The organism is Streptomyces achromogenes (genome assembly GCF_030816715.1).
Classification (GTDB): Bacteria; Actinomycetota; Actinomycetes; order Streptomycetales; family Streptomycetaceae; genus Streptomyces; species Streptomyces achromogenes_A.
The window spans coordinates 6,279,369-6,295,538 of the sequence record NZ_JAUSYH010000001.1; the positions used below are offsets into that span (position 1 = coordinate 6,279,369).

Here is a 16,170-nt window from a genome sequence, read left to right on the forward strand (position 1 = left end):
TTTCCGGGCACGGCGCGCTCCCGGCTAACCTCCTAGTGCCGTGACCGGAAAGGTTCGCTCGAGCCGGTGAACCCGCCCGGGCGCGGCGCCAGCCACCACCTTCCCCGCTCCCGGCCTCGCCCGGGACGGAGGACCCCATCGGCAGGAGTACGAGAACCATGGCCAACGCACCGGTCCAGCGCATGTCCCAGTTGATGGCGAAGACGCTGCGCGACGACCCGGCGGACGCCGAAGTCCTCAGCCACAAGCTCCTCGTCCGGGCGGGCTACGTCCGCCGCACCGCCGCCGGAATCTGGTCCTGGCTGCCGCTCGGCAAGAAGGTCCTCGCCAACGTGGAGCGCATCGTCCGCGAGGAGATGGACGCCATCGGCGCCCAGGAGGTCAGCCTCCCCGCCCTGCTGCCCCGCGAGCCCTACGAGGCGACCGGCCGCTGGGACGAGTACGGTGCCGAGCTGTTCCGCCTTCAGGACCGCAGGGGCGGCGACTACCTCCTCGGCCCGACCCACGAGGAGATCTTCACGCTGATCGTGAAGGACCAGGCCTCCTCCTACAAGGACCTGCCGGTCATCCTCTACCAGATCCAGACGAAGTTCCGTGACGAGGCCCGTCCCCGGGCCGGCATCCTGCGCGGCCGCGAGTTCCTCATGAAGGACTCCTACTCCTTCGACACCGAGGACGAGGGCCTGGCCCAGGCGTACGCCCTGCACCGCCAGGCCTACCAGAAGGTGTTCGAGCGTCTCGGCCTCGACTACCGCATCTGCGCCGCCACCGCGGGTGCCATGGGCGGCTCGAAGTCGGAGGAGTTCCTGGCCCCGGCCGGCGCCGGCGAGGACACCTTCGCCGACTGCCCGAACTGCGACTTCGCGGCCAACACCGAGGCGATCACCTACGGGCTGAAGCCGGTCGACGCCGACGGCGTGCCCGCGCTCGAGGAGATCCCCACCCCGGACACCCCCACCATCGAGACCCTCGCCGCCCACCTCGGCGTGCCGGCCTCAGCGACCCTGAAGAACCTTCTGGTGAAGGTGGACGGCGAGATCGTCGCCGTCGGCGTGCCCGGCGACCGCGAGGTCGACCTCGGCAAGGTCGAGGCGCACTTCGCCCCGGCCGCCGTCGAACTCGTCACCGCCGAGGACTTCGTGGGCCGCCCCGACCTGGTCCGCGGGTACGTCGGTCCGCAGGGCCTGGGCGAGAAGGTCACGTACATCGCCGACCCGCGGGTGGCTCCCGGCACGTCCTGGATCACCGGCGCCAACAAGGAGGGCACGCACGCGAAGAACGTCGTCGCGGGCCGTGACTTCGAGGTCGGCGGTTACGTCGACGTCGTCGTCGTCCAGGAGGGCGACCCCTGCCCCCAGTGCGGCACCGGTCTCCACCTGGACCGCGCCATCGAGATCGGCCACATCTTCCAGCTGGGCCGCAAGTACGCCGACGCCCTCAAGCTCGACGTCCTCGGACAGAACGGCAAGCCGGTCCGGGTGACCATGGGTTCGTACGGCATCGGCGTCTCCCGCGCGGTCGCCGCCCTCGCCGAGCAGACCGCCGACGACAAGGGCCTGTGCTGGCCCGCCGAGGTCGCCCCGGCCGACGTGCACGTCGTCGCCGCGGGCAAGGCCCTGCAGACCGAGCTGGCGCTCGAGGTGTCGGAGAAGCTGCGCGCGGCCGGACTGCGCGTCCTGGTCGACGACCGGCCCGGCGTCTCCCCGGGCGTGAAGTTCACCGACTCCGAGCTGATGGGCGTGCCGAAGATCCTGGTGGCGGGCCGCCGCTCCGCCGAGGGCGTCCTGGAGCTGAAGGACCGCAGGACCGGCGAGCGCGAGGAGCTCACGGTGGACGAGGCGATCGCCCGCCTCACCGCGTGACGCCCCGCGCGACGTGAAGAGCCGTCCCGGAGGTTCTGGTCGTCGCGGAGAGAACCCGGTGAGGCGTACGGCTGCCTCACCGGGTTCTCCAGGACCGTTCCCCGACCGTGGGGCGTGACAGAACGTCACATCACGGAGGGGAACGGTCATGGCGGCCGCGGAACAGGTACGGGGGACCGCACACATCGGGTCGGACGAGGGGAGCCGTCCGACCCCCGGGCGACGGCGCGCCCCGATCGCACGCACCAGACGCCGCCGGCCCCGCCCTGCGGGCGGACGACGCTACTTTCGAAACACGCCCCAGCTAGAGCCAGCCGGCGAACTCCAGCAGCAGCTCCGCGTCCTTGCGGCGTCCCACCCGCAGCGCGCGCACGCCGGACTCCACCGCCCGGAACAGGGTCCAGCCCCGTACCCGCTCCTGGTCCAGCTCCAGCGACTCCGCGAGCCGCTTCACCCGTCGGCGGGTACTCGCCGCCCCGGACGGCGAGGCGATCAGGTCCTCCACCCGGTCCCGCACCAGCCGGGCGAGATCGAACGCGCGCTCACCGGCCACCGGGTCCGGCCCCACCGCGAGCCACGGCATCCGCTCGCCCGCCAGCACCTTGCTCTGCCGGAACGTCCCGTGCAGCAAGAGATGCTCGGGCGGCGCGGCCAGCAGGCCCTCGCGCGCGGCGAGCGCCGCGTCCACCAGGGCGGCCACGTCGGGCTCGGCCGAGGCGCTCGCCCGCATGGCCTCCGCCTGCCGCCCGGTGCGTTCGGCGACGCTCTCGAAGGGATGGCCGACCGGGGGCTCCACCCACAACCGCCGCAGCGTCCCGGCCGCCTCCAGCAGCGCCTTCGCCTCGGGCAGGGACCGCACGGACACGTCGGGGTGCAGCCGCTCGAGAAGCAGTGCCCCGGGCGTCGTCGGCCCCTCCAGCAGCTGGACGGCGCCCAGGCCGTCCCAGTGGGTCAGCGCGGCCCGCTCGGCCTCGGGCCGGAACCGGGGCGGGGCCAGCTTCAGCACGGCCGGCGACCCGTCCGCCCGCCGCACCAGCACGACGAGGCTGGTCCGGCCGCCCGGCGCCTGCACCCGGTCGACGGTCAACTCGCGTAGCGCGACGGCCTGTCGAACCGCCTGAGGCAGCGTCTCCAACCAGCCGTCACCGTCCGGTGCCGTCTCACCGAGCGCTCGGACCAGACGCTGAGGCGGTTCGAAAACCATGCGCGAGTCGTTCCCTTCCGTCTCCCGGTCAAGCCGTGGGCGTCCCCGCGGCCGCTGTCGCCGCAACCGCCGCCTGTCGCCGCCGAACCCGAGCCCGTCGCCGCGACACGGGCCGTCGCCCGAGCCCACGTCTAACGCGCGATCGCTCCCGCGGCCGCGTCCGGAGCCGCCGCGGACGCCGAGCCCGTGGCCGGATCCGTACCGTTGCGCTCGGCGAGCCCAGGGAAGGCTACGCTCCCGCCCCGCCAGCGCGCCGCGCGGACCGCCGCCTCCCGCAGCGCACTCGCGGCGTCCCGCCGCCGTGCTCCCGCGGCTGCCCGCACCAGGTCGGAGTACACCCCGGCCACCCGGTCCTCCAGGTCGGCGGCGAGCCGGACCGCCGTCGCGGAGTCCGCCACCGGGAACGGCAGCGCGTAGCCGGCGCTCGCGGCGACCGGCTCGGCGCCCAGACCGCGCACTTCACGCGCCAGCGCGTCCCGCCGAGCCCGGTGCGCGTCGTAGGCCGCCCGCGCCTCGGTGCTCCGGCCCTCGCCGACGCGGCCGCCGACCACCCCGTACCCGTACACGGCGGCGTGCTCGGCGGCCAGCACCGCCTGGAGCGCCGTCAGCTCCGCGCCCGTCTCCCCGCTCATCGCGTTCCCTCCGTCAGCAGATAGGCGTGCGCCGCGCCGGCCGCCGCCACCGAGGCGAGCAGCCGGGCCAGCTCGCCCGGAACGTCCAGCAGCTCCGCGGCCCGGCGGTCGGCGAGCGCCCGCTCGGCGGCGGCGAGCCCGACGAGGGCGTCCCGCTCGGTCGCCGGGGCGACGGCGGACGGCGGGGCGGCGGACGGTGGGGCCGAGACGCCGGCCGGCGCGGTCGCGGGCGCCGCGGGGGCGGAGCCGGTGACGGGGGCCGAGGGACCGCCGGTGCCGGGTCCGGTGCCGGTGCGGTCGCCGGTTGCCGTGGGGGAGGGGGACGCCGTGCCGACGCCCCCGAACGCCGCCACATGCCGGACGACCTCCGCCCGCAGCGGAGCCAGCCGCGCCGCCAGCGCCGGATGGACGGCGAGCGCGGCGTCGTACCGCGCGACCAGACCGCTGCTCTCCTGCGCCGCACGCGCGCGTACCCGCTCAGCCACCGACGGGGTGCCGCTCGCGCGCTTCGCGCTCTCCTCGGGACCGGCGGAGCAGCCCGTCAGCAGGGCGGCCCCGGCGGCCGAGGCGAGCAGGGTTCTTCTGCGCGGCCCCGAGGGGGTGCGCGAGGGGTGGGGGAGCGGCACGGCAGACGTCCTCGGCGAACTCGTACGGAACCCGGACCGGTACCCGGACCTGTCCTGGCGGGCGGCGAACCCGTGATCACCGTACCCGCGCGGCCCCCGCGCACCACTCAGCGGCACCGCGCGCGGGAGCCCACGCCACCCTCCGTGCACAGGTGGACGGCAACACTCCCTGCGACCGGATACCCTTTGACCAGACACGAGCCCCCACCCACAACAGCACACGCGGCCGAGGAGTCACCCGGATGAGCACCACCCAGAGCGAGAGGCTGCGAGAGCTCCTGGAACCGCTCGTCGCCTCCCAGGGTCTGGATCTCGAGGAGATCACCGTGGACTCGGTAGGCCGCAGAAGAGTGCTGAGCGTCGTCGTCGACTCCGACACCGGAGCGGACCTGGACCGGATCGCCGATGTGAGCCGCGTGCTCTCGGCGAAGCTCGACGAGACGGACGCGATGGGCGAGGGCGAGTACACCCTCGAGGTCGGCACCCCGGGCGCGGAGCGCGCCCTCACCGAACACCGGCACTACGTGCGCGCCACCGGCCGGCTGGTCCGCTTCCAGCTCGGCGCGGGCGGCGAGCTGGTCGCCCGGATCCTGACGGTCGACGACGAGGGGCTCGACGTCGAGGTGCCCGGCGTGAAGGGCCGCAAGGCCACCGCCCGCCGACTCGCCTTCGGCGACGTCGACAAGGCGCGCGTACAGGTCGAGTTCAACCGCAAGGACGGCTCGGCCGACCACAGCGACAGCAACGAGAAGGAAGAGGAGGCGTAGCCGTGGACATCGACATGAGCGCCCTGCGGGGCTTGGTGCGGGAGAAGGAGATCTCCTTCGACCTGCTGGTCGAGGCGATCGAGTCGGCCCTCCTCATCGCCTACCACCGCACCGAGGGAAGCCGCCGTCACGCGCGCGTGGAGCTCGACCGGCAATCGGGGCACGTGACCGTGTGGGCGAAGGAGGACCCCGAGGACATCGAGGAGGGGCAGGAGCCCCGTACGTTCGACGACACCCCGTCCGACTTCGGCCGTATCGCCGCCACCACCGCCAAGCAGGTCATCCTGCAGCGCCTGCGCGACGCCGAGGACGACGCGACGCTCGGCGAGTACGCCGGCCGTGAGGGCGACATCGTCACCGGCGTGGTCCAGCAGGGCCGCGACCCGAAGAACGTGCTCGTGGACATCGGCAAGCTGGAGGCCATCCTGCCGGTGCAGGAGCAGGTGCCGGGCGAGACGTACCCGCACGGCCTGCGACTGCGGTCGTACGTCGTCCGGGTGGCGAAGGGCGTGCGCGGCCCGTCCGTCACCCTCTCCCGGACGCACCCCAACCTGGTGAAGAAGCTCTTCGCGCTGGAGGTGCCGGAGATCGCCGACGGGTCCGTCGAGATCGCCGCCATCGCCCGCGAGGCCGGTCACCGCACGAAGATCGCCGTCAGGTCCACCCGTTCGGGCCTGAATGCCAAGGGCGCCTGCATCGGCCCCATGGGCGGCCGGGTGCGCAACGTCATGGGCGAACTCAACGGCGAGAAGATCGACATCGTGGACTGGTCGGACGACCCGGCCGAGATGGTGGCGAACGCCCTGTCCCCGGCCCGCGTCTCCAAGGTGGAGGTCGTGGACCTCGGGGCCCGTTCCGCGCGGGTGACCGTGCCGGACTACCAGCTGTCCCTGGCGATCGGCAAGGAGGGGCAGAACGCCCGTCTCGCCGCCCGCCTGACCGGCTGGCGGATCGACATCCGTCCGGACACCGAACAGGCTGAGGAATAGATCTCGGCCTGAGTGGGCTGAGATCACGTCAGAGTTCTGTGCGGCAAGCGTTCGACTCCAGCCCCGAAGGGATGAGGTCGGCGCGGGGAGGTAGACTTAGCTGTGTCTGGCCGGACGCACGCCGGAGTATGCCCTGAACGCACCTGTGTGGGGTGCCGGGAGCGAGCGGCCAAGACGGAGCTGCTGCGCATCGTGGCGATCAAGGACGCATGTGTCCCTGATCCACGCGGTACGCTGCCCGGCCGGGGTGCGTATCTGCATCCCGCCCCGTTCTGTCTCGATCAGGCGGTACGCCGGCGGGCGTTCACGAGGGCGTTGCGAGCCCCGGGAGCGCTCGACACAAAGGTGTTGCGCCAGTACGTCGAGCAGACGACCGTTGCCGAGCAGGCAACACCGTAAGAAGGCGTCTCACGGAACCCCCGTGCGGCTCTGGTACCCCGCGAGTTGGAAGTAGGTCGAGATTGCGATGAGCACTCGATGAGCACGCGATGAGTACGCCCATGAAGTAGCGACGGTCCGGACACACCCGGACCTAAAAGGAGCGAAGTGGCTAAGGTCCGGGTATACGAACTCGCCAAGGAGTTCGGGGTGGAGAGCAAGGTCGTCATGGCCAAGCTCCAGGAACTCGGTGAATTCGTCCGTTCGGCGTCCTCGACGATCGAGGCGCCCGTTGTCCGCAAACTGACAGATGCCTTCCAGGGCGGCGGCAAGCCCGCCCCGCGCAAGGCAGCCCCCAGGCCCGGCGCGCCCTCTCCGGCGCAGTCGGCCCGTCCGGGCCCGGCTGCTCCGCGGCCGGCCGCCCCCAAGCCTCCGACGGCTCAGCAGCCCGCGGCTCCCGCCGCCCCTGCCGCCTCGTCGGCCCCGTCGGCCCCGTCGGCCCCCGCGCCGACGACCCCCGGCCCGCGTCCGGGCCCCAAGCCCGCCCCGCGTCCGGCGCCCGCCGCCCCGGAGTTCACCGCTCCGCCGTCGGCCCCCGCCGCTCCGGCGGCTCAGGCCCAGCCCGCGGCTCCGGCCCAGTCCGCCCCGCGTCCGGCCTCGCAGGGTCCGCGCCCCGGCGCGCCCCGTCCCGCCGCCGGCCGCCCCGGCGCCGGCCAGGACCGCGGCGACCGTGGTGACCGCGGTGACCGCGGTGACCGCGGTCAGCGTCCGGCCGCCGCGCAGGGTCCGCGTCCCGGTGGCGCGGCCCGTCCGGGCGGCGCCCGTCCGGCCGGTCCGCGTCCGGGCAACAACCCCTTCACGTCCGGCGGCAACGCCGGCATGGCGCGTCCGCAGGCGCCCCGTCCGCAGGGCGCCCCGCGTCCCGGCGGCCCGGGTGCTCCCGGCGCCGGTCCCCGTCCCCAGTCCCCCGGCGGTCAGGGTGGCGGTCCCCGTCCGCAGTCCCCGGGCGGCGCCCGTCCGAGCCCGGGCGGCATGCCTCGCCCGCAGGGCGCAGGCCCCGGCGGTCCGCGTCCCGGCGGCGGTCCGCGTCCGAACCCCGGCATGATGCCGCAGCGTCCCGCTGCCGGCCCGCGTCCCGGCGGCGGCCCCGGCGGCCGCGGTCCGGGTGGCGGCGGCGGTGCGGGTCGTCCCGGCGGCGGCGGTCGTCCCGGCGGCGGCGGCTTCGCCGGTCGTCCGGCCGGTCCCGGCGGCGGCGCCCGTCCCGGTGGCGGCGGCGGCTTCGCCGGTCGTCCCGGCGGCGGCGGTCCCGGTGGCGGCGGCGGCTTCGGCGGCGGTCGTCCCGGCTTCGGCGGACGTCCCGGCGGCCCCGGTGGCCGTGGTGGCACGCAGGGCGCCTTCGGTCGTCCCGGCGGTCCCGCGCGTCGCGGCCGCAAGTCGAAGCGGCAGAGGCGCCAGGAGTACGAGGCCATGCAGGCCCCGTCGGTCGGCGGCGTGATGCTGCCTCGCGGCAACGGCGAGACCATTCGCCTGTCGCGCGGTGCGTCCCTCACCGACTTCGCCGAGAAGATCAACGCCAACCCGGCGTCGCTCGTCGCGGTGATGATGAACCTCGGCGAGATGGTCACGGCCACGCAGTCCGTCTCCGACGCGACCCTCGAGGTCCTCGCCGGCGAGATGAACTACACGATCCAGATCGTCAGCCCCGAGGAGGAGGACCGCGAGCTGCTCGAGTCCTTCGACATCGAGTTCGGCGAGGACGAGGGCGACGAGGAAGACCTGGTGGTCCGTCCGCCGGTCGTCACCGTCATGGGTCACGTCGACCACGGAAAGACCCGACTGCTCGACGCCATCCGCAAGACGAACGTCATCGCGGGCGAGGCCGGCGGCATCACCCAGCACATCGGTGCCTACCAGGTCTCGACCCAGGTCAACGAAGAGGACCGCGCGATCACCTTCATCGACACCCCGGGTCACGAGGCGTTCACCGCCATGCGTGCCCGTGGTGCCCGGTCGACGGACATCGCGATCCTGGTCGTCGCGGCCAACGACGGCGTCATGCCGCAGACGGTCGAGGCGCTCAACCACGCCAAGGCGGCCGAGGTCCCGATCGTCGTCGCGGTCAACAAGATCGACGTCGAGGGCGCCGACCCGACCAAGGTGCGCGGTCAGCTCACCGAGTTCGGTCTGGTGGCCGAGGAGTACGGCGGCGACACGATGTTCGTCGACATCTCCGCCAAGCAGGGTCTGAACATCGACTCCCTGCTGGAGGCCGTGATCCTCACCGCCGACGCCTCGCTCGACCTGCGGGCCAACCCCAGCCAGGACGCGCAGGGCATCTCGATCGAGTCCCGTCTCGACCGCGGCCGCGGCGCCGTGGCGACGGTCCTCGTGCAGCGAGGCACCCTGCGGGTCGGCGACACGATGGTCGTGGGCGACGCCTACGGCCGGGTGCGCGCCATGCTCGACGACAACGGCAACAACGTCGCCGAGGCCGGCCCGTCGACGCCGGTCCAGGTCCTGGGCCTGACCAACGTCCCGGGTGCGGGCGACAACTTCCTCGTCGTCGACGAGGACCGCACCGCCCGCCAGATCGCCGAGAAGCGTGCCGCCCGCGAGCGGAACGCCGCCTTCGCCAAGCGCACGCGCAGGTTCTCCCTGGAGAACCTGGACGCCGCCCTGAAGGCCGGCGAGGTCCAGCAGCTGAACCTGATCATCAAGGGTGACGCTTCCGGTTCGGTGGAGGCCCTCGAGTCCTCCCTGCTCCAGCTGGACGTCGGCGAAGAGGTCGACATCCGCGTCCTGCACCGCGGCGTCGGTGCGGTCACGGAGTCGGACATCGACCTGGCCATGGGCTCGGACGCCATCGTCATCGGCTTCAACGTCCGTGCGGCGGGCCGCGCGGCGCAGATGGCCGAGCGCGAGGGCGTCGACGTCCGGTACTACTCGGTCATCTACCAGGCGATCGAGGAGATCGAGGCGGCCCTGAAGGGCATGCTGAAGCCGGAGTACGAGGAGGTCGAGCTCGGCACGGCGGAGATCCGCGAGATCTTCAAGTCGTCCAAGCTGGGCAACATCGCCGGTGTCCTGGTCCGCTCGGGCGAGGTCAAGCGCAACACCAAGGCGCGCCTCATCCGCGACGGCAAGGTCATCGCGGAGAACCTCAACATCGAGGGCCTGCGCCGCTTCAAGGACGACGTCACCGAGATCCGCGAAGGTTACGAGGGCGGTATCAACCTCGGAAACTTCAACGACATCAAGATCGACGACGTCATCGCGACGTACGAGATGCGGGAGAAGCCGCGGGTGTAAGCACCCGTGGTGCGCACCGGCCGGCGGGGGATCCTTCCCCGCCGGCCGGTGCGGCGTCCGGCGGACGTGAGCGGGCAAAACCCCGTCGAGTCACCGCCGTGAACGCTGTACCGTTCTTGATGTCCCTGCCCCCTGGCGGCAGGGCCGTCGATCCCGTACCGGCGGGTGAACCGGTTACACATGTACGTGGGGACACTGTCCTTCGACCTCCTCCTCGGCGACGTGCACTCGCTGAAGGAGAAGCGCTCCGTCATCCGTCCGATCGTCGCCGAGCTCCAGCGCAAGTACGCGGTGAGCGCGGCCGAGGTGGACAATCAGAACCTCCACCGCAGGGCCGAGATCGGCCTCGCCGTGGTCTCCGGTGACGCGGAGCATCTGACCGACGTCCTGGACCGGTGCGAACGGCTGGTGGCCGCCCGCCCCGAAGTGGAGCTGCTGTCGGTAAGGCGCCGCTTCCACGGCGAGGACGACTGACACCGACCGACCACGTGAAGAACGCAACAAGGAAAGAACGGGAGACGGACCAGTGGCCGACAACGCGCGCGCCAAGAGGCTGGCGGACCTCATCCGAGAGGTGGTGGCCCAGAAGCTGCAGCGCGGGATCAAGGACCCGCGGCTCGGTTCCCACGTCACCATCACGGACACCCGGGTCACCGGCGACCTCAGGGAAGCGACCGTCTTCTACACCGTGTACGGCGACGACGAGGAGCGGGCGGCCGCGGCGGCGGGCCTGGAGAGCGCCAAGGGCGTCCTGCGCTCCGAGGTGGGCCGTGCGGCCGGCGTGAAGTTCACGCCGACGCTGGCCTTCGTGGCCGACGCCCTGCCGGACAACGCCCGCACCATCGACGACCTCCTCGACAGGGCGCGCGCCGCCGACGAGAAGGTCCGCGAGGTGTCCGCGGGCGCCGGGTACGCCGGCGAGGCCGACCCGTACCGCAAGCCCGGCGACGAGGACGAGACGGACGACTCCGCCTGATGAACGGCAAGCAGAACACGCCCGACGGCCTTGTCATCGTCGACAAGCCGTCGGGCTTCACTTCGCACGACGTCGTGGCCAAGATGCGGGGGATCGCCAAGACCCGCCGCGTCGGCCACGCCGGCACGCTCGACCCGATGGCGACGGGCGTTCTCGTCCTCGGCGTCGAGAAGGCGACGAAGCTCCTCGGGCACCTCGCGCTCACCGAGAAGGAGTACCTGGGCACGATCCGGCTCGGCCAGACGACCCTGACCGACGACGCGGAGGGCGAGATCACGGGGTCCACGGACGCCTCGAAGGTCACCCGGGACGCGATCGACGCGGGCATCGCCAAGCTGAGCGGCGACATCATGCAGGTGCCGTCCAAGGTCAGCGCCATCAAGATCAACGGTGTGCGCTCCTACAAGCGCGCCCGGGACGGCGAGGACTTCGACATCCCGGCCCGCCCGGTCACCGTCTCGGCCTTCTCGGTGTACGACGTCCGTGACGCCGTCGCCGAGGACGGCACCCCGGTGACCGACCTGGTGGTGTCGGTCGTCTGCTCCTCCGGCACGTACATCCGCGCCCTCGCCCGGGACCTGGGCGCGGACCTCGGCGTCGGCGGCCACCTCACCGCCCTGCGCCGCACCCGCGTCGGCCCGTACAAGCTGGACGCGGCGAAGACCCTCGACCAGCTGCAGCAGGAGCTGAGCGTGCTGCCGATCGCCGACGCGGCCGCCGCGGCGTTCCCCCGCTGGAACGTGGACGCCAGACGCGCCCGGCTGCTCCTGAACGGCGTACGCCTGGAGATGCCCGACGAGTACGCGGGCGCGGGCGCGGTGGCCGTGTTCGACCCCGAGGGCCGCTTCCTGGCCCTGGTGGAGGAGCAGAAGGGCAAGGCGAAGAGCCTCGCCGTGCTCGGCTGAGCCGTCCTCGCTTCCGGACTGTCCGTGGAGCGGCGGCGAACACGGGGTGCTGCGCCGCCGCTCCACGGTCCCCCCTCGGTTCCCCCACCTCTAGCCTGCGTCCGACGCCGGGTGTTCATTCACCCGTCCGGGCAGGCGCTCGGAGTGAACCGAGGGAGTGCAGGGGGGCGCTTTCGTTCCGCGATCCGTCCCGCTGATCGTTCGCGCCTACCGTCGACCGGAGGGCACGCGGGCGCGGTGGGAGGTACGGCGATGGCGGGACGGGGCCCGCGGACACCGCGGCACGACTCCCTGAGGAGCACGTCGCGGGACGGCCGGACGGATCCTGGCGGCACCCGCGACGACGATCCCGGCGTTCCCCTCGGCGCCGACGCCTCCCTGGTCCGCATCCGCGACCTGGCCGGCCGGCCACGCGGCGCCGGCTTCGTCGCCGACCACCATGGCACGGTGCTCACCAGCCACGAGGCGGTCGACGGCCTCTCCCGGCTCGTGGTCCACGCCGCGGGCGACCGCAGCTGCGTCGTGAGCGCCGACGCGGTCACCCCGCTGCCCGAGCTCGATCTGGCGCTCGTCCGCACCGAAGGCCTCGGCGCGGACCCGTTGCCGGTGACCGTACGGGAGGGCGTCGAGCCCGGCCGGTACGTCCGGCTGATCGCCGGCTGCTGGCGCGAGGCGCGGGTCCTGGCCCAGACGCCCGTGACGTACACGGCCACGGACCGCCTCCACCTGCTCGGCGGGGCCATCGAGCTGGCGATCGGCACGGCGGGCCGGGACGCGCTGCGGCTGGGCGGCGGCGCGGCCGGCGGGCCGGTCCTCGACGCCGCCACCGGCGCGGTCGTCGCCGTCCTCGGCACGGCACTGCGCTCCGGCCCCCGCGACACCGGCTTCGCCGTCGCCCTGCGCCCCACACCCACGACGCCGCCCGGTGACGCACCGGTGAGCCAAGAGAGCCCGGGTGGCCGTCGGCGGCCCGGCGGCCGGAGACGGGGCCGACTCGGCGACAGGCGCGGGTGCGGATGTGGGTCGGGACGGCGGAAGTGCCACGGCGGGCGCGGTCACGACGGGTGCCGGGTCGGCCGCACCGCCGCGGGGGACCCGACACGGATTCGGGGTCGGGTTCGGGGTCGGACACGGGTACCGATGCCGGGGCACGGCCGGGGCCGCGGGCACCGGGTCGGCGCCCACGGCCGGGGCCGCGGGCACCGGGTCGGCGCACGCCGCGGCGGCGGGGGTTCCGGACGGCGGCTCACCGCCCGGGGAGGGCGACGTGCGGGCGGTGCCGGCTCAGGCCGGCGGGCCCCTGGCCGAACTGCTCGCCCGCAACGCGGCGACCGTGCCCGCGTACGGCGCGGACCTCAATCTGGCGGGCGTCCTGGAGCTGACGGCCACCTCTGTCGCGTCGGACGGCCCGCCCGGCGCGCTGTCCGGCTTCCTCGGCGGCACCGTCGGCGGTTCCCGTCCCGTCGCGACGGCCCCGGTGGAACGCGCGCATCCCGCAGGGGAGTTCGCCGCCTTCGCGGTGAGCCCGGCGGCCGTTCTCGGCCTCGTCGGAGCACCGGGGAGCGGCCGTACGACGGAGCTCGCGGCGCTCGCCGCCCGCCGCTACCGGGCGCCCTGCCAGGAACCCACCCTGTGGCTGCGCGGCGCCGACCTGCGGGCCGAGGACGACTCGCTCGCCGACGCGGTCCGCCGCGCCCTGGCCAGGGCGGCACGCATCGTGACCGCGGGGCGGAGCACGCCGCGGACCGCCTTCTCCGGCCCGACGCACCCGCCGGCGACCTCGCAGACGCCGGGGACCCAAGGGATGCCTGGGACGGCGCAGACGGCGCAGACACCGGGGACGGCAGGGGCCTCGGGCAGGGCGGCCGCGGCGAGTGCGTTCGGCTCACCCGCCGCACCCGCTGCACCCGTCTCATCCGGTCTGTTCGGTTCATTCGGTGACTCGTCGGGCGGCGCCGGTCCGGACGACGTCACCCCCGAGCGGCTGGCCCGTGTCGCCCGGGCCGCAGGCCGCCCCCTGCTGCTGCTCCTCGACGGCCCCGAGGAGATGTCCCCGGTCCTCGCCCACCGGCTCGCCGACTGGACCGAGGGCACCGCCGACTGGCTGCGGAAGACCGGCGCCCGGCTGGTGGTCGCGTGCCGGGCGGAGTACTGGGAGCGGGCGGGCGCGCGGTTCCCGCCGGAGACGCTGTACGGGACCGCTGCGGCGGCGGGCCCGCTACCGCCGTGCGTCCGCCTCGGCGACCTCACCCCCGACGAGGCGCGCGAGGCCCGCGCCCGCTACGCCGTCCCCGAGAACGCGCTCGCCGCGCCCGACGACCGTCACCCCCTCACCCTCCGACTCCTCGCCGAGGTCCGGGCCGCCCTGCCCGGCCCCGCGGACCGGACCCAGGCCGACCTGACCCAGGCCGACCTGACCCCGGTCGACCGGACCCCCGTCGACCGGGACGCCGTGTTCGCCGCCCATCTCGACCTGATGTGCCTGCGCGTCGCCGTCCGCATCGCCGTCGACAACGGACTGCGGGGCGCGGCCGTGCGCCGTCTCGCGGCGAAGGTCTCCGGACAGGTCCACGAGGCCGCCCGCCGCAGCCTGGGACCGGGACAGGGCCAGCTGGACCGTGCCTCGTTCGAAGCGGTGTTCCCCTGGGGACCGGCGCCTGCCCGGCTCGGCGGCGGCAGCGGCTGGGCGTCGGCCGTCCTCACCGAGGGCCTCCTGGTGCCCGCGGGCGGCGGTTACCGCTTCGCCCACGAGGAACTCGCCGACTGGATCCAGGGCTTCCACCTCGACCTGGACGAGGCGCTGCGCGCGTTGGTCCACCGTCCCGACGCGCCCGGCGACGGCCACCGGCCGCCCGTGCCGCATCACCGCATCGGCCCCGTGATCCAGGCCCTGCTGCTCCTGGGCCGGCACCAGGGCCCTCACCGGCTCGCCGCGCGATTGCGTGAGCTGATCCACTCCCTGGAGGCCGACCCCGGCTCCTGGTGGGCCGCCCGGCTGCTCGCCGGAACCCTGCTGCGCGTCCCGGACGCGACGCCGTACACGGGCGTCCTGCGCCTGCTGGCGGACCGCGTCGGTGCAGGCGCCGCCGAGACCGGCGGCCCCTTCGCGGACCTCGGCCCCGGCTTCTGGACGGAACTCACCCTCCCCTGCGACGCCCGCCTCGACCTCCTGCGCCGCCTGGTCCTCGCCGACGGCGCCCCCCACGACGCGGACGCGCCCCGCTACCTGGACGTCGTGGCAGGTCTCCTCGCGGCCGACCCGGCCGCCGTGCAGCCGCACCTCACACACTGGTTCGACGACGAGCGGCCGCTGCCCGCCACCCCGCACGCCACGGTGGCGACGGCCGCGCAGGCCCTGCTGCACACCCATCGACGCCGGGCCCTCGACGACCTCACCGACGTGCTCGTCGACTGCCCTCACCACCGCGCCGCCGAACTGCTCGCCGTGCTGGCCGAGGAGGAGCCGTCCGCGCTGTGCCGGGCCGTCGACCGCTGGGCGCACGACGAGCGCCCGGCCCGAAGGGTCGCGGCGGTCGCACACGCCCTGCGCGCCGCGCCGCGTGTGGCCATGGAGGCCGACCGCCGCCTGCTCCGGCACGCCGCCCTGGACCTGCTCGCCCGTCCCGCCGACGGCGCGCTGCACGGCGGGGCGCTCGCACTCCTCGTCCGCGACCCCGAGACACGGCCGCGGCACCTGCCGCGTGCCCTGGAGCGGTTCGCGGCCGTCGACGACCCGTATCTCCCGCCCGGCGCGCTGCTGCCCGCCCTGTCCACCGACCCCGGGCCGGTGCTGGACGCCTTCCGGGCGCGGCTGCTCGGGAGCGACCGGGCGGACGCGGGCAGGATCCTGCGGACGCTCGCCGGCGTCACCACCCCTTCCGCCCCCGCCCGCCGGATCGCGGTCCTGGTCCAGGAGGCCGGTGAGTCCCGGCCCGAGTGCGCAGGACATGTGGCCGCGTACGTCGACCGGCGTCTCGACCACGGGCCCGACGCCCGCCCCGTGGTCCTCCCGCTGGTCACAGGCCTGCTGGCCGACGGGAGTCCGGAGCCGGTCCGGGCCGCGCTGGCCGGGGTGCTGGCCGCCCCCGGCGCGCCCGGGTCCCGCCCGCTGCGGGACGAACTCCTGGAACACCTCCTCGCCCGCGAGCAGGCCCCCGCCGTCCTGTACGCCGTCCTGTACGCGGCCGCGGGCCGCGACGGCGAAGACCTGCGCGACCTCGTCCACCGCATCGGCCGCCTCCTCGTCCGCACCCCGGAAGGCGCGACCTGCTTCGACCGCGGGCTGGTCGACCTGGGCCGGCATGTGCCGGGTTTCGCCGCGCGGGCGGTGGAGTGGCTGTCGGAGGCGCCCGGAGAGTGGGCCGGCGTGGTCGGCCCCAGCGCCCGCCGCGCTCTGGAGTACCTGACCGGGTCCGGTGTCGGTGCCGGGGCCGCGCACGGGCAGGGGCAGTGGCGGGGGAGTGAGCCGGAGTCGGCGAGTGGGGCGGAGCCGCGTGTGACGGTGTGACGCCGCGGTGCGCGA

General features: G+C 74.3%; 12 protein-coding genes and 1 pseudogene. 10 read left to right on the top strand and 3 right to left on the bottom strand.

What is annotated here, in order from left to right; all coding sequences use genetic code 11:
* Positions 1-158 precede the first annotated feature (158 nt).
* The gene (locus QF032_RS28265; RefSeq protein ID WP_307057950.1) at positions 159-1,862 is read left to right on the top strand and encodes a proline--tRNA ligase; all 1,704 of its coding nucleotides are present in this window, start codon (positions 159-161) and stop codon (positions 1,860-1,862) included.
* Positions 1,863-2,166: 304 nt separating this feature from the next.
* Here the strand turns inward: QF032_RS28265 and QF032_RS28270 are convergent, their stop codons facing one another.
* From QF032_RS28270 to QF032_RS28280, 3 genes are all read right to left on the bottom strand, one after another.
* Positions 2,167-3,066, bottom strand: a complete 900-nt coding sequence (locus QF032_RS28270; protein WP_307057952.1) for an aminoglycoside phosphotransferase family protein — start codon at positions 3,064-3,066, stop codon at positions 2,167-2,169.
* Positions 3,067-3,197: 131 nt separating this feature from the next.
* On the bottom strand, positions 3,198-3,698 hold the full coding sequence (locus QF032_RS28275; protein WP_307057955.1) for a ferritin-like domain-containing protein: 501 nt from the start codon (positions 3,696-3,698) through the stop codon (positions 3,198-3,200).
* Entirely contained in the window at positions 3,695-4,324 is a 630-nt protein-coding gene (locus QF032_RS28280) for a hypothetical protein (protein WP_307057957.1), read from the bottom strand. Before QF032_RS28280 ends, QF032_RS28275 begins: the two co-directional genes overlap by 4 nt.
* Before the next feature lie 242 nt (positions 4,325-4,566).
* Between QF032_RS28280 and rimP the strand changes: the two genes are divergently transcribed.
* The 9 genes and pseudogenes from rimP to QF032_RS28325 all read left to right on the top strand — a co-directional run bounded on the left by rimP (position 4,567) and on the right by QF032_RS28325 (position 16,155).
* Positions 4,567-5,091, top strand: a complete 525-nt coding sequence (rimP, locus tag QF032_RS28285; RefSeq protein WP_306949017.1) for a ribosome maturation factor RimP — start codon at positions 4,567-4,569, stop codon at positions 5,089-5,091.
* A gap of 2 nt (positions 5,092-5,093) precedes the next feature.
* Positions 5,094-6,080, top strand: coding sequence for a transcription termination factor NusA (nusA, locus tag QF032_RS28290; protein ID WP_307046325.1), 987 nt, complete (start codon positions 5,094-5,096; stop codon positions 6,078-6,080).
* 102 nt (positions 6,081-6,182) lie between these two features.
* Positions 6,183-6,479, top strand: a complete 297-nt coding sequence (locus tag QF032_RS28295; protein WP_266725972.1) for a YlxR family protein — start codon at positions 6,183-6,185, stop codon at positions 6,477-6,479.
* 147 nt (positions 6,480-6,626) lie between these two features.
* A complete protein-coding gene (gene infB, locus QF032_RS28300) occupies positions 6,627-9,767 on the top strand; it encodes a translation initiation factor IF-2 (protein WP_307046327.1) in 3,141 nt (1,046 codons plus the stop codon).
* Between the two features lie 180 nt (positions 9,768-9,947).
* The gene (locus QF032_RS28305) at positions 9,948-10,241 is read left to right on the top strand and encodes a DUF503 domain-containing protein (RefSeq protein ID WP_057579505.1); all 294 of its coding nucleotides are present in this window, start codon (positions 9,948-9,950) and stop codon (positions 10,239-10,241) included.
* Positions 10,242-10,293: 52 nt separating this feature from the next.
* The gene (gene rbfA, locus QF032_RS28310; RefSeq protein WP_306949014.1) at positions 10,294-10,743 is read left to right on the top strand and encodes a 30S ribosome-binding factor RbfA; all 450 of its coding nucleotides are present in this window, start codon (positions 10,294-10,296) and stop codon (positions 10,741-10,743) included.
* Positions 10,743-11,648, top strand: a complete 906-nt coding sequence (gene truB / locus QF032_RS28315; protein ID WP_306949013.1) for a tRNA pseudouridine(55) synthase TruB — start codon at positions 10,743-10,745, stop codon at positions 11,646-11,648. Before rbfA ends, truB begins: the two co-directional genes overlap by 1 nt.
* Positions 11,649-11,900: 252 nt before the next feature.
* Positions 11,901-12,569: pseudogene (locus QF032_RS28320) on the top strand (trypsin-like peptidase domain-containing protein); the annotation flags it as partial.
* A gap of 346 nt (positions 12,570-12,915) precedes the next feature.
* A complete protein-coding gene (locus QF032_RS28325; protein WP_444875856.1) occupies positions 12,916-16,155 on the top strand; it encodes a serine protease in 3,240 nt (1,079 codons plus the stop codon).
* Positions 16,156-16,170 lie beyond the last annotated feature (15 nt).

Excerpts from the sequence above, each read along its gene's own strand:
- QF032_RS28265 (WP_307057950.1), top strand. The coding sequence starts at position 159 with ATGGCCAACGCACCGGTCCAGCGCATGTCCCAGTTGATGGCGAAGACG.
- QF032_RS28270 (WP_307057952.1), bottom strand. The coding sequence starts at position 3,066 with ATGGTTTTCGAACCGCCTCAGCGTCTGGTCCGAGCGCTCGGTGAGACG.
- QF032_RS28275 (WP_307057955.1), bottom strand. The coding sequence starts at position 3,698 with ATGAGCGGGGAGACGGGCGCGGAGCTGACGGCGCTCCAGGCGGTGCTG.
- rimP (WP_306949017.1), top strand. The coding sequence starts at position 4,567 with ATGAGCACCACCCAGAGCGAGAGGCTGCGAGAGCTCCTGGAACCGCTC.
- QF032_RS28305 (WP_057579505.1), top strand. The coding sequence starts at position 9,948 with ATGTACGTGGGGACACTGTCCTTCGACCTCCTCCTCGGCGACGTGCAC.
- truB (WP_306949013.1), top strand. The coding sequence starts at position 10,743 with ATGAACGGCAAGCAGAACACGCCCGACGGCCTTGTCATCGTCGACAAG.